This window comes from Streptomyces lydicamycinicus (assembly GCF_000829715.2).
GTDB lineage: Bacteria > Actinomycetota > Actinomycetes > Streptomycetales > Streptomycetaceae > Streptomyces > Streptomyces lydicamycinicus.
On record NZ_BBNO01000003.1, the window covers coordinates 677,413 to 701,055 of the forward strand.

22 protein-coding genes and 1 pseudogene are annotated in these 23,643 nt (G+C 70.5%); 11 read left to right on the forward strand and 12 right to left on the reverse strand.

The genetic code is table 11. The annotated features are described in order from the left end of the window. Positions 1-14: 14 nt before the first annotated feature. Both TU31_RS11945 and TU31_RS11950 read right to left on the reverse strand, forming a co-directional pair. The gene (locus TU31_RS11945) at positions 15-1,208 is read right to left on the reverse strand and encodes a cytochrome P450 family protein (protein WP_042153168.1); all 1,194 of its coding nucleotides are present in this window, start codon (positions 1,206-1,208) and stop codon (positions 15-17) included. A gap of 262 nt (positions 1,209-1,470) precedes the next feature. After that, positions 1,471-2,760 (reverse strand): ATP-binding protein, encoded by a 1,290-nt coding sequence (locus TU31_RS11950; protein ID WP_042153170.1) that lies wholly within the window; start codon positions 2,758-2,760, stop codon positions 1,471-1,473. 244 nt (positions 2,761-3,004) lie between these two features. Here TU31_RS11950 and TU31_RS11955 point away from each other — a divergent pair, with 244 nt between their 5' ends. Beyond that, positions 3,005-3,730 (forward strand): Mut7-C RNAse domain-containing protein, encoded by a 726-nt coding sequence (locus tag TU31_RS11955; RefSeq protein ID WP_042153852.1) that lies wholly within the window; start codon positions 3,005-3,007, stop codon positions 3,728-3,730. 1,030 nt (positions 3,731-4,760) lie between these two features. On the opposite strand, the gene TU31_RS38525 is transcribed toward TU31_RS11955, so the two are convergent. Further along, a complete protein-coding gene (locus TU31_RS38525; RefSeq protein ID WP_158894388.1) occupies positions 4,761-5,141 on the reverse strand; it encodes a hypothetical protein in 381 nt (126 codons plus the stop codon). 63 nt (positions 5,142-5,204) lie between these two features. On the opposite strand from TU31_RS38525, the gene TU31_RS38530 reads away from it, so the two are divergent. After that, positions 5,205-5,546, forward strand: coding sequence for a hypothetical protein (locus TU31_RS38530; protein WP_158894391.1), 342 nt, complete (start codon positions 5,205-5,207; stop codon positions 5,544-5,546). 126 nt (positions 5,547-5,672) lie between these two features. Beyond that, complete coding sequence (locus TU31_RS11970; protein ID WP_042153172.1) at positions 5,673-6,371, forward strand: class F sortase; 699 nt, start codon at positions 5,673-5,675, stop codon at positions 6,369-6,371. Between the two features lie 226 nt (positions 6,372-6,597). Here TU31_RS11970 and TU31_RS11975 read toward each other — a convergent pair whose 3' ends face one another. Next, positions 6,598-7,443 (reverse strand): methyltransferase domain-containing protein, encoded by an 846-nt coding sequence (locus TU31_RS11975; RefSeq protein WP_042153174.1) that lies wholly within the window; start codon positions 7,441-7,443, stop codon positions 6,598-6,600. A 515-nt stretch (positions 7,444-7,958) separates the two neighbouring features. Here TU31_RS11975 and hemC point away from each other — a divergent pair. Next, positions 7,959-8,894: a hydroxymethylbilane synthase gene (hemC, locus tag TU31_RS11980; RefSeq protein ID WP_042153176.1), complete on the forward strand. Its 936-nt coding sequence runs from the start codon at positions 7,959-7,961 to the stop codon at positions 8,892-8,894. Between the two features lie 85 nt (positions 8,895-8,979). Here the strand turns inward: hemC and TU31_RS11985 are convergent, their stop codons facing one another. Next, positions 8,980-9,924, reverse strand: a complete 945-nt coding sequence (locus TU31_RS11985) for a LysR substrate-binding domain-containing protein (RefSeq protein WP_042153178.1) — start codon at positions 9,922-9,924, stop codon at positions 8,980-8,982. A gap of 97 nt (positions 9,925-10,021) precedes the next feature. Here TU31_RS11985 and TU31_RS11990 point away from each other — a divergent pair, with 97 nt between their 5' ends. Next, complete coding sequence (locus tag TU31_RS11990) at positions 10,022-11,164, forward strand: diaminopropionate ammonia-lyase (protein ID WP_042153181.1); 1,143 nt, start codon at positions 10,022-10,024, stop codon at positions 11,162-11,164. Positions 11,165-11,397: 233 nt separating this feature from the next. Here TU31_RS11990 and TU31_RS11995 read toward each other — a convergent pair whose 3' ends face one another. After that, complete coding sequence (locus TU31_RS11995) at positions 11,398-11,793, reverse strand: nitroreductase/quinone reductase family protein (protein ID WP_042153184.1); 396 nt, start codon at positions 11,791-11,793, stop codon at positions 11,398-11,400. A 58-nt stretch (positions 11,794-11,851) separates the two neighbouring features. Then, positions 11,852-12,341: pseudogene (locus TU31_RS39655) on the reverse strand (glycosyltransferase family 2 protein). Positions 12,342-12,811: 470 nt separating this feature from the next. Here TU31_RS39655 and TU31_RS39105 point away from each other — a divergent pair. Beyond that, complete coding sequence (locus tag TU31_RS39105; RefSeq protein ID WP_167536036.1) at positions 12,812-12,967, forward strand: hypothetical protein; 156 nt, start codon at positions 12,812-12,814, stop codon at positions 12,965-12,967. A gap of 74 nt (positions 12,968-13,041) precedes the next feature. On the opposite strand, the gene TU31_RS12000 is transcribed toward TU31_RS39105, so the two are convergent. The 4 genes from TU31_RS12000 to TU31_RS12015 form a co-directional block, all read right to left on the reverse strand. Next, positions 13,042-13,386: an MmcQ/YjbR family DNA-binding protein gene (locus tag TU31_RS12000; RefSeq protein WP_042153186.1), complete on the reverse strand. Its 345-nt coding sequence runs from the start codon at positions 13,384-13,386 to the stop codon at positions 13,042-13,044. Positions 13,387-13,481: 95 nt separating this feature from the next. Next, positions 13,482-13,979 carry a potassium channel family protein gene (locus tag TU31_RS12005; RefSeq protein ID WP_042153189.1) on the reverse strand — a complete coding sequence of 166 codons (498 nt, stop codon included), beginning with the start codon at positions 13,977-13,979 and terminating at the stop codon, positions 13,482-13,484. 102 nt (positions 13,980-14,081) lie between these two features. Then, positions 14,082-15,062, reverse strand: a complete 981-nt coding sequence (locus TU31_RS12010; protein ID WP_078885717.1) for a trypsin-like serine peptidase — start codon at positions 15,060-15,062, stop codon at positions 14,082-14,084. A gap of 274 nt (positions 15,063-15,336) precedes the next feature. Beyond that, the gene (locus TU31_RS12015) at positions 15,337-16,659 is read right to left on the reverse strand and encodes an alpha/beta hydrolase (RefSeq protein WP_078885718.1); all 1,323 of its coding nucleotides are present in this window, start codon (positions 16,657-16,659) and stop codon (positions 15,337-15,339) included. Between the two features lie 158 nt (positions 16,660-16,817). Between TU31_RS12015 and TU31_RS12020 the strand changes: the two genes are divergently transcribed. Continuing rightward, on the forward strand, positions 16,818-17,816 hold the full coding sequence (locus TU31_RS12020; protein ID WP_042153191.1) for an ArsR/SmtB family transcription factor: 999 nt from the start codon (positions 16,818-16,820) through the stop codon (positions 17,814-17,816). Between the two features lie 66 nt (positions 17,817-17,882). Here TU31_RS12020 and TU31_RS12025 read toward each other — a convergent pair whose 3' ends face one another. Then, complete coding sequence (locus tag TU31_RS12025) at positions 17,883-18,707, reverse strand: dienelactone hydrolase family protein (RefSeq protein WP_245698505.1); 825 nt, start codon at positions 18,705-18,707, stop codon at positions 17,883-17,885. 99 nt (positions 18,708-18,806) lie between these two features. Between TU31_RS12025 and TU31_RS12030 the strand changes: the two genes are divergently transcribed. The 4 genes from TU31_RS12030 (at position 18,807) to TU31_RS12045 (ending at position 23,584) form a co-directional block, all read left to right on the forward strand. Further along, positions 18,807-19,856, forward strand: a complete 1,050-nt coding sequence (locus TU31_RS12030) for a GlxA family transcriptional regulator (protein WP_042153193.1) — start codon at positions 18,807-18,809, stop codon at positions 19,854-19,856. 50 nt (positions 19,857-19,906) lie between these two features. Further along, entirely contained in the window at positions 19,907-22,105 is a 2,199-nt protein-coding gene (gene tap / locus TU31_RS12035; RefSeq protein ID WP_042153863.1) for a telomere-associated protein Tap, read from the forward strand. A gap of 9 nt (positions 22,106-22,114) precedes the next feature. Then, a complete protein-coding gene (gene tpg, locus TU31_RS12040; RefSeq protein WP_042153195.1) occupies positions 22,115-22,672 on the forward strand; it encodes a telomere-protecting terminal protein Tpg in 558 nt (185 codons plus the stop codon). 237 nt (positions 22,673-22,909) lie between these two features. After that, positions 22,910-23,584 (forward strand): DUF4232 domain-containing protein, encoded by a 675-nt coding sequence (locus tag TU31_RS12045; RefSeq protein ID WP_042153197.1) that lies wholly within the window; start codon positions 22,910-22,912, stop codon positions 23,582-23,584. Positions 23,585-23,643 lie beyond the last annotated feature (59 nt).

The following is a 23,643-nucleotide window of genomic DNA, read 5'->3' on the forward strand; positions in this document are numbered from 1 at the left end:
GGCCTTGAGACGCTCTAGTCCTTCCAGCGCACCGGCAGTTGCGCCGGTCCGCGAAGCATTCCGACGCGCCAGGTGAGGTCGTCGAAATCGGCGTCCATAGCGAGGTCGGGGCAGCGTTCCAAGAGGGAGCGGAGGGCGATACGGGCCTCCAGCCGGGCCAGTGGGGCGCCGAGGCAGAAGTGGATGCCGTGGCCGAAGGCGGTGTGTCCGCGCGCGTCGCGGGTGATGTCGAAGTCGTCGGCGACGGCGAAGAGTTCCGGGTCCCGGGAGGCGGAAGCCAGGGCGATCACCACGGTCTCGCCGGCGGGGATCAGGGTGCCACCGATCTCGACCGGCTCGCCGGTGAAGCGCCAGGTGGCCGTCTCCACCGGGCCGTCATAGCGCAGCATCTCCTCCACGGCGTTGTCGAGGAGGGAGAAGTCGGCTCGCAGGGCGGCCAGTTGGTCCGGGTGCTGGAGCAGGGCGCGTACACCATTGGCCAGGAGGCTGACGGTGGTCTCATGGCCTGCGACCAGCAGCAGGAAGGCGGTGCCGACCAACTCGTCACGGGAGAGCTGGTCGCCGTCCTCGTCGCTGGTGCGGATCAGGGCGCTGAGCAAGCCGTCGCCGGGAGCGCTGCGCTTGGTTTCGATCAGGTCGACGAGGTAGCCGGACATCGCCTCAACCGCCTCTTGTGCCGCCTCGTCACTGGTCGGCGCGACGATCTCGTTCGACCAGGAACGGAAGGCCTCCCGGTCCATGGCGGGGACGCCGAGCAGTTCGCAGATGACGGTCATGGGCAGCGGGAAGGCGAGGGCCTCCACCAGGTCGGCCCGGCCCTCCGGGGCAGCGAGCATCGTGTCCAGCAGCTCGTCGGTGATCTGCTGCACCCGTGGCCGTAGTGCCTCGACGCGGCGGGAGGTGAATTCCTTGGCCACCAGCTTCCGCAGCCGGGTGTGCTGAGGCGGGTCCGCGTCCAGCATGTTCGTGAAGAGGGCCGACTCCTCGCCCTCGTTGTCCTGCGGCCTGGCGAGGCGCCAGTCCTTGTTGAGGCGGGAGTCGCTGAGCGCGGCCCTGACCGCTTGGTGCCCGACGACGAGCCACGCGTCGTTGCCGTAGGGGAGGCGCACCCGGTGTACGGGCCCCTGGGCACGCAGCTTGGCGTAGTACGGGTAAGGGTCCGTGGTGAAGTCCTTGCCGTACGCCCCCAGATCGACAATCTCCGCCATGCGTGGTCCGCCCCTCTCGATGATCCCCGATGGTGCACGAGTTCCGGCACCGGTCAGACCGTACGTACGCGAACCCGGGGTCAACATCGGCCCCACGGAGGAATCACAGCGGTCCATGTCCTCCCGTTGCAGTGCTCCGGCTGTAGTTCTGTCGTCCCACGGCGGGTTCCCTGGGACGAGCCCGGGCCGGCTCGCGGCGGGTGCGCGGCTGGGGGCCGATCGGTCCCGCCGGTCGGTGCGTGGGGGAGGGCCGCGCCGGCCGTCAGCAGCGGGCATGGGCGGTGATGTCGGCGCTGAATTCGTCGACCATGGCGGGGGTGACGGTCGGCCGGCACCGGTCGATGGCGGCGAGATAGTCGTCGGTGCTCGCCCCGAGCCTCCCGGGCGCGGCCGCGCCGCCGCCGATCGCCTCCAGGTCCCGCTCGAAGGACGTCTGGGCGGCCATCCGGGCGGCGTGCTCGATATCGGCCGGGGTGAACAGCTCGCTGGCCGCCACCAGCGCCGCCACCTCCACCTCGGGACGGCCGTCCGTGTACCGGGACCAGATCGCCGACCGGGCCGCCGGGTCCGGCGTACCGATCGGGATCAGGTAGTCGAACCGACCCGGCCGCAGGAACGCCGGATCGAGCGAGCGGACGGAGTTGGTCGCACACACCAGCAGCCGCTCGTCCCGCTCCCGGAACCCCGGTATGAGCTTGAGCAGCTCATTCGTCACCCCGTGCAGCCCGCCCGGCCGGGCCGGCTCATGGCGGACCGGAGCGATCTCCTCGACCTCGTCGATGAAGACGAGGACCCGCTCCAGTTCCGCGATCCGGGCGAACGCGCTGCGCAGTGCCGCCGCCAGATTGCCCTCGTCGGCCAGCCGGGACGGAAGCAGCTCGACGAACGGCCAGCCGAGCCTGGCGGCGATACCCCTGGCGAAAGTGGTCTTCCCGGTCCCCGGCGGCCCGAACAGGGCGATGGCCCGAGGCGGCCGTACTCCGTGCCGGGCGGCTCGCTCCGGCTCCGCCAACGGCAGCACGACCCGCCGCTCGATGAGGTCCTTCTCCGCCTCCATGCCGGCGACCTTGGCCCACAGATCAGCGGGCAGGAAGCGCCCGCCGAGCTCCTCCAGGAGGCTGGCCGCGGGGCCGTGGTGCGGTTCGACCTTCTCGAAGTAGGCCACCGCGGGCTGCCGCGTATAGCCCGCATTGAGCAGGCCCTCCCCGAGCAGATCCTCTTCTGGAAGCACATAGGCGATCCGGCTCACCCGGGCCGCGACCAGGCGCCGCTCCAGTTCCACCAGCAGCGCACTCGCCAGCCCCCGGCCACGCCAGGCCGAAGAGATCGCGATCCGCATCACCCAGCCCCGCTCACCCGCCACACATGCGAGCGCCGCCCCTACGGGAGCGCCCTGGTGGACGGCCACCACGGCAGGCTGCCGAGAGGTCAGCGCACTGATGCACTCGGCGAGCGAGAAGACGGACTCCTGCCCCAGCTCGGCCGTGGAGTCGATCAGGTGGACCACTTCGGCGAGATCGTTCTCGCGGTAGTCGTGGATGTGCCAGTTCACCGGTACCGCCCCTCATTGGTGATGGTGGTGATGTGGTGGCAGTGAGGCTAGGGGCGGCGGGGGAGCGGGGCCTGCTCCACCGTGCACAATCCGGGGCGCCGACCGCTACGGTCCGTATGTAGCCAGACGCACCACCACCGCGGTCGAGCCATGGCACAGCCACCTGCCGGGCGGCTCACCCCGTGCCTCTGACCGGCAGGAATCCGCTCGCTGGCGTGACTCGCCCGATGGCATGCTGTCCGGCGTGAACGGACCCGAGATCCACTTCAGCTTCGACCCCGCGCTGCACCTTTTCGTCGCTTCAGCGCACAGCACCGCCGGTACGCCTGTGGCAACCGATGGCTCATCGACGCTCGGCCATGTCGTCGAGTCGCTCGGCGTCCCGCTCACCGAGGTCGGCCGGCTTGTCGTGGACGGTGCGGAGGTTTCCGTCTCCCATGTCCCGCAGGAGGGCGAGCGCATCGAGGTGCACGCCATCGAGCGCCCACAGCGGCTCCCCGGCGCGCCGCTGAGGTTCCTGCTCGACGTACACCTCGGCACCTTGGCGCGCAGGTTGCGGCTGCTCGGCGTGGACGCAGCGTACACGAACGAGGACCCCGGCGACGCGGCGCTGGCCGCCCTCTCGGCGAAGGAACAACGGGTACTCCTCTCCCGGGACCGCGGTCTGCTGCGACGGCGGGAGATCTGGGCGGGTGCGTTCATCTACAGCGACCGTCCCGACGAACAACTCCGGGACGTGCTGGGGCGCTTCGCCCCCACCCTCGCTCCGTGGACACGCTGCACCGCGTGCAACGGCCGGCTCATGGATGCCGACAAGGACTCCGTCCGTGAGCACCTTGAGCACGGCACGCAGCGTACGTATGACGTCTTCGCGCAGTGCACGGCATGCGGCCGCGTCTACTGGCGAGGGGCGCACCATGCCCGGCTGGAGGCGATCGTCGAACAGGCGCTCCGGGAAAGTGCCACCTGAAGGGCGGGGCAGGTCGCTTTGCGATGTTTCACATGAAACATCGGGCGGCCTCTCGGCTGATCCTGTTGGGCGTACGGATTCCGCAATCCGGGTGAGGCTCTCGTTCAGGGGTGTGGGCAGAGCTGGTCATTGCCTATGGCCGGGAGGTGGTCGAGTGGGCGGCGAGAGCCGTTGATCATTAGCGGGCTCGCGGACAGCGCGACGCCGTCCACGAGGCCGAGTAGGCCGACGACCAGGTCTCGCGGAGCCGCTTCCCAACTCGCCCTGAGAGCAAGGCGATGCGGCATCGGGATAGTCGACCCGAGTTGATTCCGTGGCGGCGCTTCATCGCCCGAGCCCTTCGCGGCTGCCTGCGATGACGACCTGCTTGTCGTTTCCTCGAAGGGACGGCGACAGGAGGGGAGTTGGCGAATTGGCCGCCGCCCCCCGGAGCCCCGTATGCCGCCAACAGGTGCCCCGTGCCCCACACCGCCGATATCGACCAGCATCGCCGTGCGAAACGAGAGGAGATGGCCGGCGAACGGCGAGCCGCCCTCGTCGGCAGGCGCAGCCGGAGCCGTTCCCGATGCCCGCCGGAGCCTTGCGCGCCCAGGGCCGTACGCCCGTCGAGCCGGCTGCGGCCTGCCACCCGCCCGCCCCTCCAGGGGACGTGGACTCCCGGCTGCGCCGCCCCGCACAGCGAAGCTGTTCAGACCGTCAGGAACCGTCGGCGGGTCGCGGAAGGGCCCCGTTCGCGATGCTCGTTGCGCGAGGAATGGCGTGGCTCGAAGGGCCCCTCGGAGTCCTCTAGCCCACTCGTTACGCGACACGCCGACGACGCGCGCCGTCCAATGGGTGAATCCGCTGCCTTCCGCCACCCGAAGAGCCCACGACGTACCTCGAATGCGACGTTCTCCGGTGGTGCGCGGCCGCAATCCGGCTGACGGTGATCACGTCGCCACTGCGATCCGATGAGCCGACAAAGAGTCAGCCTTCGCAGTCGCGCCGAAAGGAACATGTCCCCATGCGCACTGCTCGCACCCTGTTCGCTTCAGCCGCCATCACGGCGGTGCTTGCAATCTCTGCTCCGGCTGCGAACGCCATGATCACGGAGGACATTGCGTCGGACAGCGCTTCCTCCAGCAACCACAACCAGGCCACGAACGGCGACCGCGACCGTGACCGTGACAACGGTCGGGACCGTGACCGTGACCGTGACCGTGACCGCCGGCGTGACCACTGCCGTGATGGCCGTGACGGCCGCGATGGCCGCGATGGCCGGGGCAACGGTCGCGACGGCCGCGACGGCCGCGACGGCCGGGGCAACGGTCGCGATGGCCGTGACGGCCGTGACGGTCGCGATGGCCGCGATGGCCGCGATGGCCGCGGCGGACGTGACTTCGGTCGCGACGGCCGTGACGGCCGGGGCCACGGACGTGACCACTGCCGTGACGACCGCAGGCCGAGCGGTGGCATGCACACCGGTGGCGGTGCCATGGCCAAGACCGTGCTCGGTGACTGGGACCAGGGCAGCGGCTACGGCGACGACCACGACAGGCGTGGCGGCCACGGCGACCGTGACCACGGCCGCGGCGGTGACCGTGACCACGGCCGTGGCGGCGACCGTGACCACGGCCGTGACCACGGTGGCTACGGCGACCGTGACCACGGCGGCTACGGCGACCACCGCAGGCCGCACGGCGGCATCCACACCGGTGGTGGCGGCCTGGCGACCGGCGGCGGGATGGCCGCGGGTTCCGTGCTGATGCTCGGCGGTCTCGGCGCCGGTGCGTACATGCTGCGTCGTCGCAATGCCTCGGGTACCGCGGCTGCCTGATCAGGCGCCCGCACGGAGACCGATGCGCTGTCGCGGCCACCGTTCCACGTGGACGGTGGCCGCGGCGATTGCGCACCGATGCCCCCCCTCACGCCCCACCGCCTCGTTCACGAAAGGCACCCTGACATGACCGCCCCGCAGTCGCCTCAGCCGAATTCGAATCCCTCCCGGACCGCCTCCGCGTCGCGCCCCATCGGCCGCGGTCTGCTGTGGTCTGCGGGAGCGTTTCTGCTGGGCTCACTCCTCGTCTACAACTCCGTGGACACCTCGGCGGACCCCAAGCCGCAGTCCCACTCCGCCGTGGCCGAGTCCGCCAACCCGCACAGCTCCGCCTCCCCGGCGGTCCCCGACCTGGCCCTGCCCCGTTCCGCACCGAAGCGGGTGTCGATTCCGCAGATCGCCGTCGACGCGCCCTTCACCCAGCTGACCATCGGCCCGACCGGGCAGCTCAACGCGCCGCCCGCGGGCGACAAGAATCTCGTCGGCTGGTACAAGGACGGTGCCGCGCCCGGCGAGCGCGGATCGGCGATCATCGCTGGTCACGTGGACACCAAGACCGGACCGGCGGTGTTCTTGCAACTCGAATCGCTCAAGCCCGGCGCCACGATCAACATCACCCGTGAAGACGGCATCATCGCCACCTTCAAGGTCGACTCCGTCGAGACCTTCAACAAGGCGCGATTCCCCAGCGAGCGGGTCTACTCCGACGCTCCCACCGCGCAGCTTCGCGTGATCACCTGCGGCGGCGCATACGACCGGAAGGTCAAGGACTACGTCGACAATGTGGTGGTGTTCGCCCACCTCGCGTCGTTCAGAAACGCCTGAGTGGGCGCGCTGCGCATCGCAGAAGCCCGCACCGGCATCTCAGGACAAAGCCCAGGCCGCCTCTCCACCGACCGGCCTGGGCCTTTGTCATGGGCGGGAGCCGGGGGCCACCACCGGCCCGCCATTGACCGGCCGATGAGTTTTCACGAGGCACCCAATTCCGCCCCTGTTGACGGGATGAGAAAAACAGCGCTGTGGGCAGGTCGGACAACGCCTGGATCCGGACCTAACCGAGTGCCGACGGGTCCTCGGCTGGACGGCGTCCCCAGGCCGAAATCAGTGGCGCGAGTGTCAGGTCGAGTTTGCCGGCGTGGATGGCGGCCAGGTGCGCGTCGATCTCGGCGTCGTCGGCCAGGCCGGCCGCGAGCAGCTCGCCGCGCACGTGCCGGATGGTCGCCGCCTCCAGCCGGTCGCAGGCCGGCCCGCCGACCGGGAAAGCGCCCCCCGCGGCGACATCTACCAAGCCGGCCTCACGCAATGCCCGCGGCAGGGTCCGGCCGTAGCGCAGGTCCGCGCCGCGGCGCGTCAGCAGCTCCCGGACCGCGTCACGCAGCCGGTTGGCCCGCCGCTGATCAGGGCCGCTGTCGTCCAGGCATGCCAGTGGCTGCAGAGCGGTATCGGCGTCCTCGATCAGCAGCCAGCCGCCGGGTCGTAGCGCTGCCGCCATCGTGGCCAACGCCCGGGCCCGGTCGGGTACATGGACCAGCACGAGGCGGGCGTGCACCAGATCGAACGTCCCCGGCTCCGGGGGCGGGTCAGTGGCGACGTCGTGCCGGCGCACCTCGTACCCGCCGCCTGTCTTCAGCCACGACGGGTCGATGTCCGTGGCCAGCACGTGCCCGGTCGGACCGACGGCCGCCGCGAGCGCCTCCGGGATACCGGGGCCACCGGCCCCCACTTCCCAGCAGCGCGAGCCGGCCCTGACCCCCAGTCGATCGAAGTGCCCGCGCGTCACACCGTCGAACAGCTCGGCTAGCCAAACGAATCGCTCGCCCGCCTCGGCGCGCGCGTTGTCCAGCAGATACCCGCGGGCGGGAGCGGGCTCTCCACCGAGCGCGGTGGTCCCGTCCATCGGATCCGGTCGGTCACCAATGTGCGGCGGGCGGGGTAAGGAGGTCATTACTGCATGATCAACCTCCCCAGGCCACCAGCGCCACGACGACGGCAGAGGGATATCTCACACAGCCGGCGAACCCCGTACGTCCTACAGCACGGTTCTGCGCCGTGACGCGCCGAAGGGGTACATGTATTCGGCCCCGGGCGGCCGCTGGGCGGCCTGGTATTCGGCCCGCTCGGCGACCGGATCGGCCGCCGGAGTGTCCGCGCCCGCCCCGGCTCACCCGGCCGGTGTCATCACGCGGGACCTATCCCCGCACCCTCGCGTCCCGGCGCCACGTGGTGCGCCGAGGCTGACCCGGCAGCCCGGCGCGCCCGGTGGCCCCCAGCGGTGACGGCCGACGGCGGGAGCGCGGCTTCGGTGCCGCGGGAAGTTGACCGGGGGTGGGACCGTACCGATACGAGTGGAGCCGGGCGGAGCCGGGAGCTGCGCGTGGTCGGCAACGGGATCTGACGGTCTATCGTGGGCCCATGTCCGCCCCAGAACTGATCCGTATCGTCTCCCGCGACTCGCCCATGGCGCTGGCACAGGTGGAGCGCGTCCGCGCCGAACTCGGCGCGCTGCATCCCGGCATCGCCACGGAGGTCATCCCGGTCAAGACCACCGGCGACCGCTGGATGGGCGCCCTCTCCCAGGTCGAGGGGAAGGGGGCGTTCACCAAGGAGGTCGACGCCGCCCTCCTGGCGGGCGAGGCGGACCTCGCGGTGCACTGCGTCAAGGACATCCCCGGTGACCGTCCGCTGCCGGCCGGCACGACCTTCGCCGCCTTCCTGGAGCGCGATGACGTCCGTGACGCGCTGATCCACCCCGGCGGGCTCACCCTCGACGAACTCCCCGCAGGCACCCGGATCGGCACCTCGTCGGTCCGCCGGATCGCCCAGCTCGCCGGATCCCATCCGCAGCTCCAGTGTGTGCCGATGCGCGGCAACGCCAACCGCCGGATGGAGAAGCTGGCAGCCGGGGAGGCGGACGCACTGCTGCTGGCCGTTTCCGGCCTCCAGCGCATCGGGCGCCCGGACGTGATCACTCAGATCCTGTCCGTGGACGAGATGTGCCCGCCCGTAGGTGCGGGCGTGCTCGCCCTCCAGTGCCGCGAGGACGACACCCGGACCATCGACGCCGTCAGCGGCCTCGGGCACCCCCAGACGTTCCAGGAGACGACCGCCGAACGCATGCTGCTGCACGTCCTGCAGGGCCACTGCAACAGCCCGATCGCCGGCTACGCCAAGACGGACCGTCGCGGCGAACTGTCCCTGCGGGCCTGCGTCTTCACCCCGGACGGCAAGACGGTCCTCAACGCACACGAATGGGCCGGCCCGCTCACCCCGGAGACCCTCGGCACGTCCGTGGCCGTCGCCCTGCTGCGCCAGGGTGCCCGCGAACTGATCGACAGCATCGCGCACTGAGGACCGAGTCCCCGGAGGGCCGGTCACTGCGGTCGGCGGCGGTCACCTTGCTCTCCGGGCCGGGCCGGCGGTACGACGGTGTCCCTCAGCGACGTCCCGGCGGCCCTGACGCGCCGACCGCCTCCCGGAGGGCCTGCCGGCAGGCCCGGATGGCCGGGTGCCGGCCGCGGCCACGCCGGATCGCCGTGAACAGTCTGCGGCCCCGCCGGCCGCGCGGGAGCTGGTGGAGGGGGACGGTCGCCGGGCGGCCGTCCCAGACGAGATCCGGAAGCAGGGCAGCGGCGTGGCCCTGCTCGACGAGCCGCAGATGCAGCAGCAGGTCCGTGGACTCGAACCGGACATCGGGCTCGAAGTCCGCGCTACGGCACAGCGTCATGGCCCAATGCCGCGCCGCGGTGCCCTCGGGTTCCAGGACCCAAGGGTGGTCGGCGAGCGCGCGCAGCCGCGCCGTCGGGCCGGTGGCGTCCGTCGCATCCGCCGTGCCACCGGTTCCCGCACGCTGCGGGTGAGCCAGCCGCAGCGGGTCGTGACACAGCTCCTCCTGCTCCAGCTCGGCCGGCCGGGGATTCGGGTTCCCCGGGTACTCCTCGGCGATGACCAGATCGAAGTCGCGGGCCAGCAGGCCCGGTAGCGCCCGTTCCGGCTCCATCTGGGTGACATGCACCCGCAGCCGGGGGTGGGAAGCACGCAGCGACGTGAGCGCGGGCGGCACCAGGGCGAGCGCCGCGGTCTGGAAGGACGCGACGCGCAGGGTGCCGGTGAGATCGACGAGGGAGGTGGCGATGTCCGCCTCGGCACGCTCCAGCCGTTCGAGCACCGCTTCGGTGTGGGCGACCAGAATCTCCGCCTGCTGGGTCAGCCGCACCCGCCGCCCCACCGGCTCCAACAGCGGCACCCCGACCTCCGTTTCCAGCTGCGACAGCTGCTGCGAGACGGAGGACGGGCTGTACGAGAGGGCGGCCGCGACGGCGGCGAGCGTGCCGCGGTGCTTGAGCTCGCGCAGCAGCCGGAGACGGTGGAGGTCGAACATGGGCGGGCCTGACCTCCGGATCCGTTAGCTTTCCTGATGAATATAGATGGGAAACATTCGCTGGACCGAGCAATGGGAAGGGCCGCAGGCTGCTCAGGTGTCTGAAAATCTTGCCTCCCTCCCCGCACCCTCCTGGTTCGCGCACCCCGCCGCCCGTACCTGGACCTGCCCGCCCGCCCCTGCCGACGTGCTCGGCTTCCATGCCGCGCTCCCCGGCTACACCCCCACGCCGCTCACCGAACTGCCCTCCCTGGCGGCCGAATTGAACGTCGGCCGGGTCTTCGTCAAAGACGAGTCGTGTCGTTTGGGCCTGCCCGCGTTCAAGGCGCTGGGGGCGTCCTGGGCCGTCCACCGGACCCTCGCCGAACGGGCGGGCACTCGGGAAACCGGCAGTCAGGAAGCCGACGGCCCGGTCACGCTCGTCACCGCCACCGACGGCAACCACGGTCGGGCCGTGGCCCGTATGGCCCGCCTGCTCGGGCAGCGCGCCCACGTCTTCGTCCCGCACGGGGTCCACCCGGCCGCCGTGGCAGCCATCGCGGCCGAAGAGGCGCGGATCACCGAAGTCTCCGGCAACTACGACGAGGCGGTACGGCGAGCGGCCGCCGAGGTCGCCGCCACCCCGGCCGCGATCCTCATTCAGGACACCGCCTGGCCCGGCTATGAGCGGATTCCCGGCTGGATCGTCGAGGGCTACGCGACCCTGTTCGCCGAGATCGACGCCCAACTGGCCGCACTGGACGCCGGATCGCCCGATCTCGTCGCCATACCGGTGGGCGTGGGCTCACTCGCCCAGGCCGCCGTCACCCATTACCGGAGCGGCCCGGCCGGCGCGAACCCGGCGGCTCTGCTGTCGGTCGAGCCCGACAGCGCAGCCGGCGTCCTGACGAGCCTCACCCGCCAGACGCCGGTCACGGTCACGACCGGCGAGACCACTATGGCCGGCTTGAACTGCGGCACCCCCTCCACCCTCGCCTGGCCCTACCTCCGCGACGGCCTGGATGCCGCCATCGCCGTCACCGACGCCGCCGGCGCACGCGCCGCCGACGACCTCGCCGCCCTCGGTGTCCCCTCCGGCCCGTGCGGCGCCGCCTCGCTGGCCGGTGTCCGCGCCGCCCTCACCGGCGACGGCGCTCCCACCCGCCGCGCCTCCCTGTCCCTCGGCCCCGCCTCAACCCTCGTCCTGCTCAGCACCGAAGGCACCGCCGCCAACCCGCATCACCTGGAGAACCCGTCATGACCGCCCCGCCCAGATCACCGTCGGCCGGCCGGTGCAGTCCTTGGCAGAGCTCGCCGGGACCGGTGCGTACGAGGACCGGCGCACCGGTCGGCGCGGCGTCGCACTACCCGGCACTCATCGACGCCGAGGCGGTCGGGCGGCCGGTACGACGGGGGCAGCCCCAACCCCCACCGGCCGCACCGGCGTTGCTGCGGAACCTTGGCCCGACGTGCAGTGCCCGGCGACCAGCGCGGTCAGTCGTTGAGATCGACCCGGAACGTCAGCAAATTCGTCCCCACCGCCCGGACCGCCGTGCTGTTCAGCCGGGGCAAGGTTTTGAGCCGCGCGCGGGCGTCGTCCTCCGGGATCGGATGGGCGATACCGGCATGCCATCGCCCCTTGATCCGGACCCGGACCTGCGGATGCGCCTGAATGTTCCGTACGTACTGTGACTTCTCGCCGTACTCCGAAACGAACCAGAAGGCCCGCCCGATACGGCGTCCACCGATGGGTGTCCGCCGGGGCAATCCGGACTTGCGCCCGGTCGTCTCCAGAAGAGTCTGCTGCGGAAGCCGGGAGAGAATCGGATTGCCGATTCTTCTCTGGAACGACGTAACAGCCCGGAACTTGATCTCGCGATAGCCCGACATCCACGGCCTTCCCGTTGGGTGCTTGGTTGCTGCTGCTGGTACTCGCCATGCCCGCCGGCTACACGACAGGTGGCCGGCCGGCGCGCGTCAGACGGACAACGGTGCGCCACCGCAAGGGAGTTCTGGTCCCCCAGCCGCCCGTCAGTCCCTCCCGGAGGCCGCTGAACCACGTGCGGAGGGCCTTGGGGGAGTGGATGCGGACGAGACTCAGCAGGATCCAGGTGGCGAGGTAGACGGGGATGAGCGGCAGCGGCAGGAGTCTTATGGCGAGCCATACCCGGTTGCGGGCGACCAGCCGGTAGTAGCGGCTGTGGCGAGCCGGGTCGGTTGCCGGGTGATGGACACTCCGGGATGCCGACGTTCTCCCCGAGGCTGACGGTCCTGATGCCGTCGGGCACCTGCTCGGGCACCACGCCGTTGCCGACCACCACGATCTCCAGCTCGACGCCCTGCTGGGCCAGCAGCGAGTCCAGGGCACGGGGGAAGTCCTCCGGCCGGTCATTCATGGTGAGCAGAATCGCGCCGAAGCGAGGTAGCGGCAGGGGCATCAGGAGAACCTCGTCGAGTGCGTCGGTCAGGCTGGGCTCCCGGGGGTTCGGAGCGGCCCGCAGGAGTTGTCGGCCGGGGTGCCCGTGGGCAGCCGTAGGACGCCACTCATGCCGTAGACCCTTGGCCGTCGCTCAGAGTTCACCCACTGGTCGGCTCACCCTAGCGGTCGACCGGACGATGGTCGGTGGACACGGCCATGGCGTCGGGTTCGAACGCGCGCGCCCGAAATGCAGCGCGCCTCGCGCGGTGGCATGGGGGCCTCAGGCCGGGGTCTCAGGCTCTGGGATGATCTTTTGCGTGCTCGCCGCGCACATGACACGATGTCCAGCGCCGCACGGGGGAGCGGCACACGTGTGGGGACAACCTCCCTTTGCGCACCGCGTTTTCCACCGTGGTGCTCCCTTCTTCCCAGGGCGGCGAGAACCTACCAAGCCGCAGCACAAGGAATCACTAGGGAACGGGACGAGACATGACGACCTCCACGCACACCTCCAGCCCCACGCCGATCTACGAAGAGCTCGTCGAGGAGCACGGAGATATCCTCGCCGAAGCCCGTGAGGCCGCCGAGCGTTCCCAGCTGACCGCGTCACAGGCGCTGGACTGGAGCGATCTGCGCCGTCGCTGACCGCGGTCTGCTCGGTGAGCAACGGCAGCAGCTGGTGGCAGACGGCAGTAATCGGCGGATCAGCGCTGGACGGATCAGTCGTTCCCCGGGAAAGTGTCCACCAGCCGCGTCGGGGCCGCTTGTTTCCAGGAATCCACGAGGATGTCCCGTAGTTCGGTGAGGTCATCGAGCGCGGCCAGGCGCACTCTCACCCAATGGGAGCTCGCCTCGTGCGGTGGTACCCAGAACTTTTCCGGTTCCGCTGCGATCAGCTCCTTGCGCTCGTGAATGGGGCATCGCACGGCGAATGACGTCTCATCGTCGGGGATCGTGATGAACATCTTCCCGGCGACCCGGAAGGTGGGCATCTCCCAGGCTTCCTTCTCCACTGTCTCGGGCAGGGAGAGGGCGATACGGCGGACGTCAGCGGAATCGATCACGGTGAGTACTTTAGACGCGCGGCGAAGTGCACGAACAGGGATCTGCCGGGCTCCCCAGATACGCGAAGCTGCCCCGAGGGCCGCGCCGCCCTGGCTCAGGAGGCGGAGTGCGTCCCCTTGTCCCGGATCAGACTCTCGACGTGATCGAAGCGCTCGTGCAGCGTGTGCAGCTCCGAACGCAGCGCCTCCGCGTCCTCGCGCGCATGGTTCCCCACCGCCTTGCCCAGGCGGACCATGTCCTGCTCCGCGTGGCCGACGAACCAGGTGGCGAGGGCCGCGGTGATGACCCCGAATGCCGTAATGGCGCTGAGCATCAGCAGGGAAGCGATGACGCGACCCCACAGTGTGACGGGATAGAAATCCCCGTAACCCACGGTCGTCGCAGTCTCGATCGACCACCACAACGCCTTCGGATAAGACGTGATATTGGCGTGTGGCGCACCGGATTCGGCGACCACGACCAGAGCGGCACCCGCAAGGAGTACCGCGGTCATGACCACGGTGACCCAGATCGCCGCTTGTGCGTGCAGCCGGCGCCAGGCCTCATTACGGAAGAGGCGATTCAGTACGGATACGAGAAACGACGGCACCAAGGGGCGTCACCTTCCACTGCGGCCTGGCGGGCAACCGGCCTTCCGCCATCGCCGACATTAACAGGAGCGAACACCATGCCCCGGATATGCCGGCGGCCGTGATCAGTGCGATGCGACGTTCTGGCGTGGTGTGGCCGGGGGATCGCCATGGACGGCGTGCAGATAGAGCGCCAGGGTGTCGAGCGTGAAGTATGAGCTGTAGGAGACGTCCGGGAAGTCGCCGCCCGTGTGATAGCCGCCGATGACGCCGATCAGGGCGTAACCGGTGACATTCCGCACCAGGAATGGACCGCCGGAGGTGCCGCCGATATAGCCCGCACAGGCAATTTCCAGGAAATGGCCGGGGGCTGCTGGATCGGTGCTGGTGTATCGGTGTGTGGAGGAGGTGCAGTCGAGCGGTTTGGGGTGGGTGGTGTCCTTGTTGCCGGGGTAGCCGATGAGCCGTACGGTCCGGTGGGCATAGCCCGGGTACGGCAGGAGGTCGAAGCCGCCGGTCACCTCCTCCACCTCGGCGCCGTCCTCCCGTGCGCCGAGCCGCACGACGGCATAGTCCCAGCGTGCGCCCGCGTCCGTGCCGAGGTCGTAATACCGCTGGTCGAGGTAGATGCGCTCGATGGGGTAGATCCCATGCGGTTTCAGCCCGTCGTGGTACTGCGGGACGAACGACAGATGTCGCTTCGGGTCGGGGGAGCGCAGACAGTGGGCGGCGCTGACCACCAGGTCGCGGTGCGGACTGCGGACGACCGTGCCGCCGCAGAACCGGCCGGTGTTGCTGCCGTCCGTCCAGAAGAACGTCCCCACCTGGGGGAGGCCGTCGAAGGGGTGGCTCGGCGGGGTGTCGGCCGGCGTCGGGCGCGGCGTCTCTGTGTCCTTTCTCGCGGCGGCCGGTCGCGCTGCCCGCATCCGCTGCGGAGTCCAGTACGTGTCGGCCGCCTCGGCGGTGCGGCGTGACCCGTGCCCGGGGCCGTGCGCGATGTGCGCGGCGTGCGCCGGCGCCGCCGGGGCGAGGGGGAACGACAGCCCGAGCAGCAGCGGGGTGAGCAGCAGGGTGAGGCGGCCGCGTACAGCGTTCGGTCTGCTCATGATCCGGGTCCTCCCGAGGGCCGGCTACGGAACGAGAGACGTGTGCGAGGTGAGCGTGCCATGGTCCTACGGCCGGGGAGCGTATGGCGAGAGGCCGGGGCGGAATGTCTGGCATACCGTCAAGAGCACATGAGGTGACGGCTGGGCGCGGAACTCATGGCTCCGCGTAGCTGAACCGTGGCCGGGCCGGAGCCAGGGCCCGGCCGACGGGCCCGCGGGGCTCGGCGGTCTGACAAGCCCCCGAGTATGCGGGCCACCGGCCAGGCCCCGCCACTCAGCATGTCGGCAGATGCCGGGCGAAGAACGAGACCACGTGGTTGCGGACCAGGGGGACCGAAACGGCCGGATCGATCGCGCCGACCAGCTTGATCCGGTGGGCGGCGGACATCAGCCCGGCGGCCTGCAACTGGGGCGCTATGGCGGCGTAGTCGTTGAACACGGCGTGCGCGGCGTGGTCGAGCTGCCGACGGGTGGTGCAGCCGTGCCGGTGAGCGAGCATCGCCGACCAGGAACGCTCCAGCTCCTTCTTGTAGGGGAAGCCATCGGTTCCCAGGAGGAGCAGCGGCCGGTCCGTGCCGTATTGGGCGATCGGAAAGAGCTTTCCTTCCTGGCCGGGGGACGCCGGGGGGTGATCCAGAAAGCCTTCCAGGTTGATTGCGGCCTGGAGGCGCCGGTCCTCGTACATCGCCTCGGCCGCGGTGGTGCCACCGGCCGAGTGGCCGTAGATGCCCACCCGCCGCAGGTCGAGCGCACGACCGAGGTGCTCCGGCAGCGGACGGCCCTCCGCGTCCGGATTCCGTCCGGCGGCCAGCGCCTCCAGCTGGTTCAGCACGAACCGGGTGTCGGCAATCCGGGTGTCGATCGCGGTACGGAATATCTTCGGGTCCGTCCGCGGGTTCCCCCGGAAAACCGTCTCCCGGACCTTCTTTCTCCCCGCCCGCGCGTGCGGAAACTCGACCTCGCTGCCGTCCCCGGGGTGGTCGATGGTCACCACCACGTAGCCGCGCCCGGCCAGTTCTTCGGCGATACCCGTGCCGAGGGTGCGCGGGTCGCCGCCTCCCGGGCTGTACAGCAGCACCGGCCGTCGCACGTCCTGTGCGGGCGCGCCCGTATGCGCATGGGTTTTGGTGGCCGCCCAGTTGACGCCTTTCGCCGGCAGCCCCTCATGGAAGAGCAGGTCGATGAAGGGCAGACGTTCCGCGGCGCCCCTGGACATCTGCGGTGCGACCGGGTAACCGCGCACGGTGCGGGCCGGATAGAACACCGTCGCCATCACTTCCCGGACGGGGAGCGGCTCCCACGGGTCGCGCCTGGTGCGATCGACCAGATACAGCGTGGTGACCCCGATCCGGTGCGGTCCGGTCGGCGCCGGCAAGCGGAGAGTGAGGTCCTTCGCGCCGGGGGCCTTCCCGGGCTCCGCCTGCGCGATCCCGCCGCTCGCGAGCAGCATCGTGGCGGCCAGCGCGGCTGATTTGGTGAGGGTCCGACGGTCCACTCCTGCCTTCTCCCCGCCGCCGGACACGGCCGCCTCACGGCCGCGCTCCAGTGCAGACCTGCCGCCCGCTCGCTCCCCATCGTTGCCGTTCTTGTGGAACATGACTCTCCCCTTGCGCCTCTGTGATCTCGGTCCTTGTGCCTTCCGGCGACCCCTGAGTGAATGGAGGGGCGTGGCCTGGATGTTGGCAGCGAGGGGGCAGGGCAGACCATCCTTCAGGCCCTGCCCTAAACGATGGCGGTCCGCCGCCGGGGAGAGTAGTGATCCGGATCCATTTCACGGCGGCCGACTTCGCCCAGGTCCGGTTCGCACCCCGGCCGGCCCCGCTGCAAGAGCTGAACGTGGCGCTCATGAAGATGTGCACGCCGGGCGACGAGTTGCTGTTCGGCCGCTGGCGACGGCGGTTGCTCCAGTCCCTGCCGCCCGCCGTCCAGCCGTTCGGTGACCTGGTCCCCGCCGCGATCGCCCCCGCCTTCCTCGACGTTTTCAGCGACACCCTGAAGGACGGACTGGACACCGTCCGAGCTTCACCCCCGGAGCTGGTCCGCGCCGAAATCGAGCGGGTCTACGCCCGGCAACCGGCCCCGGCTCCGCTGTGGCTCCGCGATCTGCACCGTGGGGACGGCGCCGCCTGGCACCTCCTCCGCCGCGCGCAGCATGCGGCGTTCGATACGGCCCTGCGCCCGGTATGGCCCGTGGTGCAGGACCTCCACCAGGCGGAGTTCACCCGCCATGCGCTGGCGGTCGCCGAGCACGGCATCGGCGCGGCACTCACCGAACTCGTCCCGGGCGCCCGGCTGCGGGAGAACGTCTGGCACTTCGCGGCGCCCTACGAGCACGACATCGAGCTGCGCGGTCGCGGCGTACTCCTGCTGCCCACCTTCCACTGGACCGGCCACCCGCTCATCTCCGACCTGCCCGACCGCCCCGTGGCCGTGACCTATCCGGCCGGCCAGGGGCTGCCGCTCTCGCCGGCCGGGGCGGTCGGGACGGACGAGGCGCTGGCCGGCGTACTGGGACGCACCCGCTTCGACATCCTGCTTCTCCTCGCGGACGAGCACACCACCAGCGAACTCGCCCGGCGGCTGAACGTCAGCAACGCCACTGCCTCCGCCCACACCGCCGCACTGCGCGGCGCGGGCCTGATCACCACGGCCCGCGCGGGCCGGGCGGTCCTGCACCGGCGCACCGCGCTGGGAAGTCTGCTGGTGCAGCGCCGCGCCGAACGGGGAGCGCGAGCGGCTGAGGCGGTCCCCTAGGGGGAGACACCCCCTAGGGGAGGGGCCGGCTCGCGGAGGCGCCGGCTACCGGAGCGCGCTCAGGGCTCATTCCGGCCGCGTCCGGAGCCGCTCCGCCAGGAAGGCGATGATCTCGTCCCGGGCCTGCATGGTGGGGTGACCTTCCTGGTCGACGAGGTGCGCGGTGACGACGCTGTGGGCGCAGCCGACGACGTCACGGAAGAAGGGCGGCGGGTTCGTGTTCGCCGTCCCGGCTTCGAGCACCCGACCGTCGAAGGCGTCCCCGAGCAGCGCGCGGTAGGCCGCGAATCGTTGGCCGGTGCACCACCTGTCGTTCTCGAAGCGGTAGGCGAGCACCCGCAATCCGTCTCGCGCCACACGTTCCGCCACGGCAGTCGCGTCTTCGTCGCTGATCTCCAGACCGCCGGGGTCGTCGAGCGGAAGCGACGGATGGTTGACGACCGGTGCGATGACGGCGGGTTCGAGCGCCATGGTCAAGGCGAAGTTGCCGGTGAAGCACAGACCGACGGCGCCGACGCCGGGCCCGCCGCACTCGGCGTGCGCCAAGCGCGCGAGGCCGCGCAGCCAGGTGACGACGGGACTGGTGCCGCCACCGGCGAACGCTCGGAACTCGGCGCTGACGCAGGCGCGTCGCACGACGGTCTCGCGTGCCTCGGCGAGTGGATACGCACCGTCGACGCCGAAAAGAGAGGGCAGGTAGACGGAGAAGCCGGCCGTACGGACCCACCGTGCGAACCGCGCGACGTCGGGGCTGATACCCGGCATCTCGGGCATGAGAACGACCGCCGGTCCCGACCCGGAAACGTACACGGTCTTCTCGGCGTCCTCGACGCTGACGGTTCTCCGGACGAAGTCGTCCAAGGGGTCGCTCTGGCCTCGCATGTTTGTCATGACCGAGAGCATGAGGAGTGGCCGCCCCTCCTGAGAAGCGGCGGCATCGCCACGTATCCCGGTAATATCGCCACCCGTTCCAAGGCGCCGGAGGGCCGCATGAGTCCGCTGCGAGTGGGTGTGCTGGCCTACCCCGGCTGCTTCGCGTCGGAGGTGTTCGGAGTCCCCGACCTGCTGGCGATGGCCACGCACATCGCCGCGGCGCACGGGGCGGTTCAGCCGGCCTACGAGGCGTCGGTCCTCTCGCCCCGGCGGCGGGTGATCGCGTCCGGCGGCTCGGTCCTCGACGTCTCGGCGATGCGCCCGGTGGACGTCCTGATCGTGCCGGGCTTCGAGCTCTCGCCCACGCTCGATCTCGACGCGACACTGGCCGACTTGGGACCGGAAGCAGCGTCGATCCGGTCCCAGGCGGCCTCGGGGACAGCTGTCGTATCGATCTGCGTGGGCGCCTTCCTGATCGCCGAAGCCGGGCTGCTCGACGGGCGCGAAGCGACCACGTCCTGGTTGTTCGCGGATCGCTTCGCCCGCCGATACGCCGATGTGCGCCTCCGCCCGGACAGCCTGGTCGTGACCGACCGGGGAGTGACGACCACCGCGGCCTTCAGCGCCATGTACGACTTCGCGCTGCAATTCATCCGTGCGCACGACGGCCCCCGCGTCGCCCGTAGTACCGCGCGTATCGCGCTGGTCGATGACGCGCGCTCCACACAGGCTCCCTATGTCGATTCGGCGCTCATACCCACGGTGGGCAGGGAGTTCTCGCTCAGCGTCAAACGGTGGCTTGACCAGAACCTCAGCGCGCGCTATGACCTGCCCACCCTCGCCCAGGAGTTCCACGTCAGCACGAGAACCATGCTCCGTCGCTTCGGCGGCGAAGCCGGCGAGACGCCACTCGGCTACCTTCAGACGGCCCGGGTGCGGCGGGCCAGGCACCTGCTGGAGACGACTGACAAGACCGTCGCGAGCATCGCCGCCGACGTCGGGTACCGCGACCCCGGAGCGTTCAGCGCCCTCTTCGCCCGGCACACAGGTCGGCGGCCGCGGGAGTACCGCGCGATATTCCGTCGTAGCTGCGATCGCGGCGGGACAGAAGAACTCCGGGGGAGACGTGAGGAAGGCCTGCCCGCGTGCGATCCGCCGTGCGTTTGATCATCGTTTCGGGGTGCGTTTCGGATAGGGTGGGGGTGGAGGTGTTCTCTGTGCCCAACGATCAGGATGAGCTGTTCGCATCGGTCGATGCGCTGCTCGCGCAGGCTGCCGCGCAGGACGCATTGCCCGAGCCGGCCGAGCGCAAGCGGCTGCGGGAGGCCGGTGGCCTGAGCCAGGATCAGGTCGCCAAGGCCCTTTCTGTACGGCGCGAGACCATCACCAGCTGGGAGTTGGGCCGGACCGAACCGCGGCCACCGAAGCGCGCCGCCTACATCCGGCTCCTGGAGGGCCTGGCCGAACGCTTCCCCACCCAGGGGAGCCAGGGCAACACGGCGCCCGCTGCCGCGCCTGAGGCCTGCCATGGCCCTGCCGCCACACCACCGTCGCCACCGGCCCCGGCCGTGGCCCCGCCTTCGGCACCCGGCGCTGCCACCGATCCCGCCCCCGTCCCTGCCCCCACCAGGGCGGCGCGCACCGGACCCACCTCCTCATCCTCATCCTTGTCCGCGTCCCGCCGTCCGCCCGCGAAGAAGGCCGCGACGAACAAGCGGGCCACCGCTCCGGCCCCGCCCCCGCCCGCAGCCGATCCCCGGTTCGTCCACGGCCCGCTCGCCGTACTGGACGGCGACGGCTCGGCGTACTGCGTCGACGGTCTGGTCCTCGACTGCCCAGCCGCGACCTTCCCGGCCCTGGTCGAATGGACGCTGAACGAGGCGAAGCTGGGCGCGACGCGCCTCCACCGCCATGGCAAGGACGCCGATCCGCTCATCGTCATCACCGCCGAAGCCGCCGAACGTCTGGGACTGCCCCGCGAGTTGGAGGACCGGCGCGGTCTGCGACTGCCCGAGGACCACCCGGTCGTCAGGCACCTCGGGCGCGCGAAGTGGCGGCTCACACGCCGTGGTTTCGGACCCTGGCCGCGCATCTACCGTCCGGCGCAGGGCGGGGAGCGGCAGTGTGTGCAGTTCGCGATCCTTCCCTGGGGCGCGCTGGATGCGCGCTCCTGGGGGGACTCGGACCAGCTGCCGCCGGCGGAACTCGCGCGCGTACTCGGCTCCTACGCGACCCGGGTCATCACCCCGCGCGGCTCGACCGCGGTCTGCGGCCTGGAGCTGATGACGGCTCTGCGCCCGCCGACCCGCGCCGTCAGGGACGAGGCCACCGGCTCATGGGTGTCCGGCCCGAACCCGGGCGCCCTGACCGAGCCGGTCGACCCCGCGCCCCCCGAGGCGCCCGGCGAGCATCCGGTCGTCGCCTCCCGTTACCCGCGCCACCACGAACGCACCCCGGACCAGGCCCTGGACGAGGAGGCGTACGACTGGTTCCGGCCGCTCACCGACGAGGAGTGTGCCCGGGGCTACTCCCACGGGGTCGGCATCGACGTCAATATGGCCTTCGCCGCCGCCGCGAACCGCCTCAATGTCGGGACCGGCCCGGCCACCCACGTCAGCTCCCCGGCGTTCGACGCCAAGCTGCCCGGCTCCTGGCTGGTGGACCTCTCCCACCTCGACCTGGATCCACGGCTCCCGTCGCCCTTCACCCCTAAGGGCACCCGCCCTACGGGCCCGGCCTGGTACGCGACCTCGACCGTCGCCTACGCGGTGGAACTCGGTGCGACGGTGCAGCCGATCGAGGCATACGTCCGGTACGAGCACGGCGCCTACCTGGACGCCTGGTACACCCGGCTGCGTGATGCGTACATGGCCACCATGGCGGATCTCGGCGTCACCGCCGGTATGCCGGATGACGACTTCCTCGCCGCCATGGCCCGCCACAAGGATCTCGATCCAGGACAGGCCGCTGTGCTGTCCGCCATCAAGTCGTCCGTCAAGGGCGGCATCGGCAAGCTCCGTGAGCGGCCGCAGGGCATCGGCTACAAATACGGTGAGCGGTGGCCTGCTCTGGAGCGGCCGACCTGGAGCCCGCACATCCGGGCGGAGCTCATCGGCAAGGCCCGTACCAACATGCACCGCAAAATGCGGAAGCTCGCGTCGGCCGGCGTCTTCCCGGTCGCCGTACTGTCGGATTGCGCCGTCTACCTCTCGCACGGCGCCGGTCCGCTCGACTTCCTCCCCCGTACGGAAGAGGGCAAGCCGCTGCCGGGTGGGTTCCGGCTCGGCGTCTCCCCGGGCATGGTCAAGCACGAAGGCACCCAGGACTTCCTGTGGGTGGCGTCGATGATCGAGGACGAGCAGATCAACCCGGCTCGGCACATCAAGGGCAGCGACGCCGCCGCAGGCGGAGAGTAGGCAGACGCGATGGGCATCCTCGGCGACAGCCTGGACAAGGCCGCGGCGAATACCGCCACGCGCCCGATTCCGAAATCCGCCGGTGCGCAGATGCGGTTCCTGGTGAAGCGCGAGAAGGGCTCCACCAAAGCGGTGGCGCAACGACTCGGCATCTCCCAGCGCACGGTGGAGCGTTACCTGAAGGACCAGATCAAGCGGCCCCGCAAGGAGCTGGCTGCGCGACTCGTCGCCGAGGTCACCAAGGACTGGCAGCCCAGGGTCCGCGACCGGGCCAAGAAGCAGGCGGCCAGCACAGGCGGCATCGTCATCGAGACCCGCGCCCGCTTCGGTTTCACCGCCGCACCGGGCACCACCGACGACGGCCGTATCCGTCTCATCACCCAGCATCTGCCACCGGCGTACGCAGCCCGCCTCTTCGACGCCCAAGCCGCCGGAGCATCGGAACAACAGCTCCAGAACATCGCCGCGGAAGGCCTTCAGGAGATCTATTTCAAGGACCGCGGCCGACGGGCGGCCGGGCTCCAGGTGGAGTTCACCGATATCGATTATGTCGAGATGGAGTTCTAGGGTCTTCAAAGTCCCGCCTGCCTCGCTCCGCAAGCATCACGTGCGGGGCCGCGTGCGGGCGCCAGATCCACGGTGAGGAACTCCAGGCCGCCCGCGGCTCGGCCTCACCCGTTCGCGCGGTGTGTTTGCGGGACGTGAGTGAGGCGTTTCCGGAACGTCAGCGGCCCCGGGAAAAGTGGTGGCCACACCGCGGGAACGACCAAAGACTCCCGCACGAAACGCAGGGGGAACCCGATCATGCGCACTTCCCGGATTCGTACCGCCACCCTGGCCGCCGTCACCGCCGCGCTGGCGCTGGGCCTGACCGCCTGCGGCGGCGCCGACGGCAGCTCGAAGGCGGCGGGCGGCGACGACGCCGCCGGTACCGCGCAGAGCCGGTCCGCGATCAACGGGGAGGGCAAGGGCGGCGGTGACACCAAGGAGGGCGCGCGCTCGACGACCGCCTCGGGCGGGACGGACGAGGGGGCGAACAGGGGCACCACGGCCGGCGCCCAACAGTGTCGCGGCGACGAGGTGCAGCTCACCGCGGTGCACCGGTTCGCCGGGCAGCAGGGCGACCACCTGCTGGTCACCGCGTCGAACGCGGGCACCAAGCCCTGCTGGGTCACCTCGTACCCGACCGTGAAGCTCGGCGACGTCGACGGCACCGCACTGCCGCACGCGAAGAAGGACAACCCGGGCGGCGGCAAGCACCTCATGCTCCAGCCCGGCGGCAAGGCATACAGCGCGGTCAACCTCTTCGACTACGGCTCGAAGAACCACACGGCACAGTCGTTCGCCCTCGCGCTGCGCGGCACGGACGGTCACAACGGCCCCTTCTACTCCGTCCACCTCAAGGGCGAGAAGCCGCAGTTCAGCTGGAACGAGGCCGACGTGCTGAACTGGAGCACCAAGAAGCCGTACGACTTCTGACGGCCCGTTGGCCAGTGACGCGTCATTCGGGACGCGCCGCACCGCGCGTCCCGAACTCC

Excerpts from the sequence above, each read along its gene's own strand:
- TU31_RS11945 (WP_042153168.1), bottom strand. The coding sequence starts at position 1,208 with ATGGCGGAGATTGTCGATCTGGGGGCGTACGGCAAGGACTTCACCACG.
- TU31_RS38530 (WP_158894391.1), top strand. The coding sequence starts at position 5,205 with ATGGCCAAGACCGTGCTCGGTGACTGGGACCAGGGCAGCGGCTACGGC.
- TU31_RS11970 (WP_042153172.1), top strand. The coding sequence starts at position 5,673 with ATGACCGCCCCGCAGTCGCCTCAGCCGAATTCGAATCCCTCCCGGACC.
- TU31_RS11975 (WP_042153174.1), bottom strand. The coding sequence starts at position 7,443 with ATGGACGGGACCACCGCGCTCGGTGGAGAGCCCGCTCCCGCCCGCGGG.
- hemC (WP_042153176.1), top strand. The coding sequence starts at position 7,959 with ATGTCCGCCCCAGAACTGATCCGTATCGTCTCCCGCGACTCGCCCATG.
- TU31_RS11985 (WP_042153178.1), bottom strand. The coding sequence starts at position 9,924 with ATGTTCGACCTCCACCGTCTCCGGCTGCTGCGCGAGCTCAAGCACCGC.
- TU31_RS11995 (WP_042153184.1), bottom strand. The coding sequence starts at position 11,793 with ATGTCGGGCTATCGCGAGATCAAGTTCCGGGCTGTTACGTCGTTCCAG.
- TU31_RS39105 (WP_167536036.1), top strand. The coding sequence starts at position 12,812 with ATGACGACCTCCACGCACACCTCCAGCCCCACGCCGATCTACGAAGAG.
- TU31_RS12010 (WP_078885717.1), bottom strand. The coding sequence starts at position 15,062 with ATGAGCAGACCGAACGCTGTACGCGGCCGCCTCACCCTGCTGCTCACC.
- TU31_RS12015 (WP_078885718.1), bottom strand. The coding sequence starts at position 16,659 with ATGTTCCACAAGAACGGCAACGATGGGGAGCGAGCGGGCGGCAGGTCT.
- TU31_RS12025 (WP_245698505.1), bottom strand. The coding sequence starts at position 18,707 with ATGACAAACATGCGAGGCCAGAGCGACCCCTTGGACGACTTCGTCCGG.
- TU31_RS12030 (WP_042153193.1), top strand. The coding sequence starts at position 18,807 with ATGAGTCCGCTGCGAGTGGGTGTGCTGGCCTACCCCGGCTGCTTCGCG.
- tpg (WP_042153195.1), top strand. The coding sequence starts at position 22,115 with ATGGGCATCCTCGGCGACAGCCTGGACAAGGCCGCGGCGAATACCGCC.
- TU31_RS12045 (WP_042153197.1), top strand. The coding sequence starts at position 22,910 with ATGCGCACTTCCCGGATTCGTACCGCCACCCTGGCCGCCGTCACCGCC.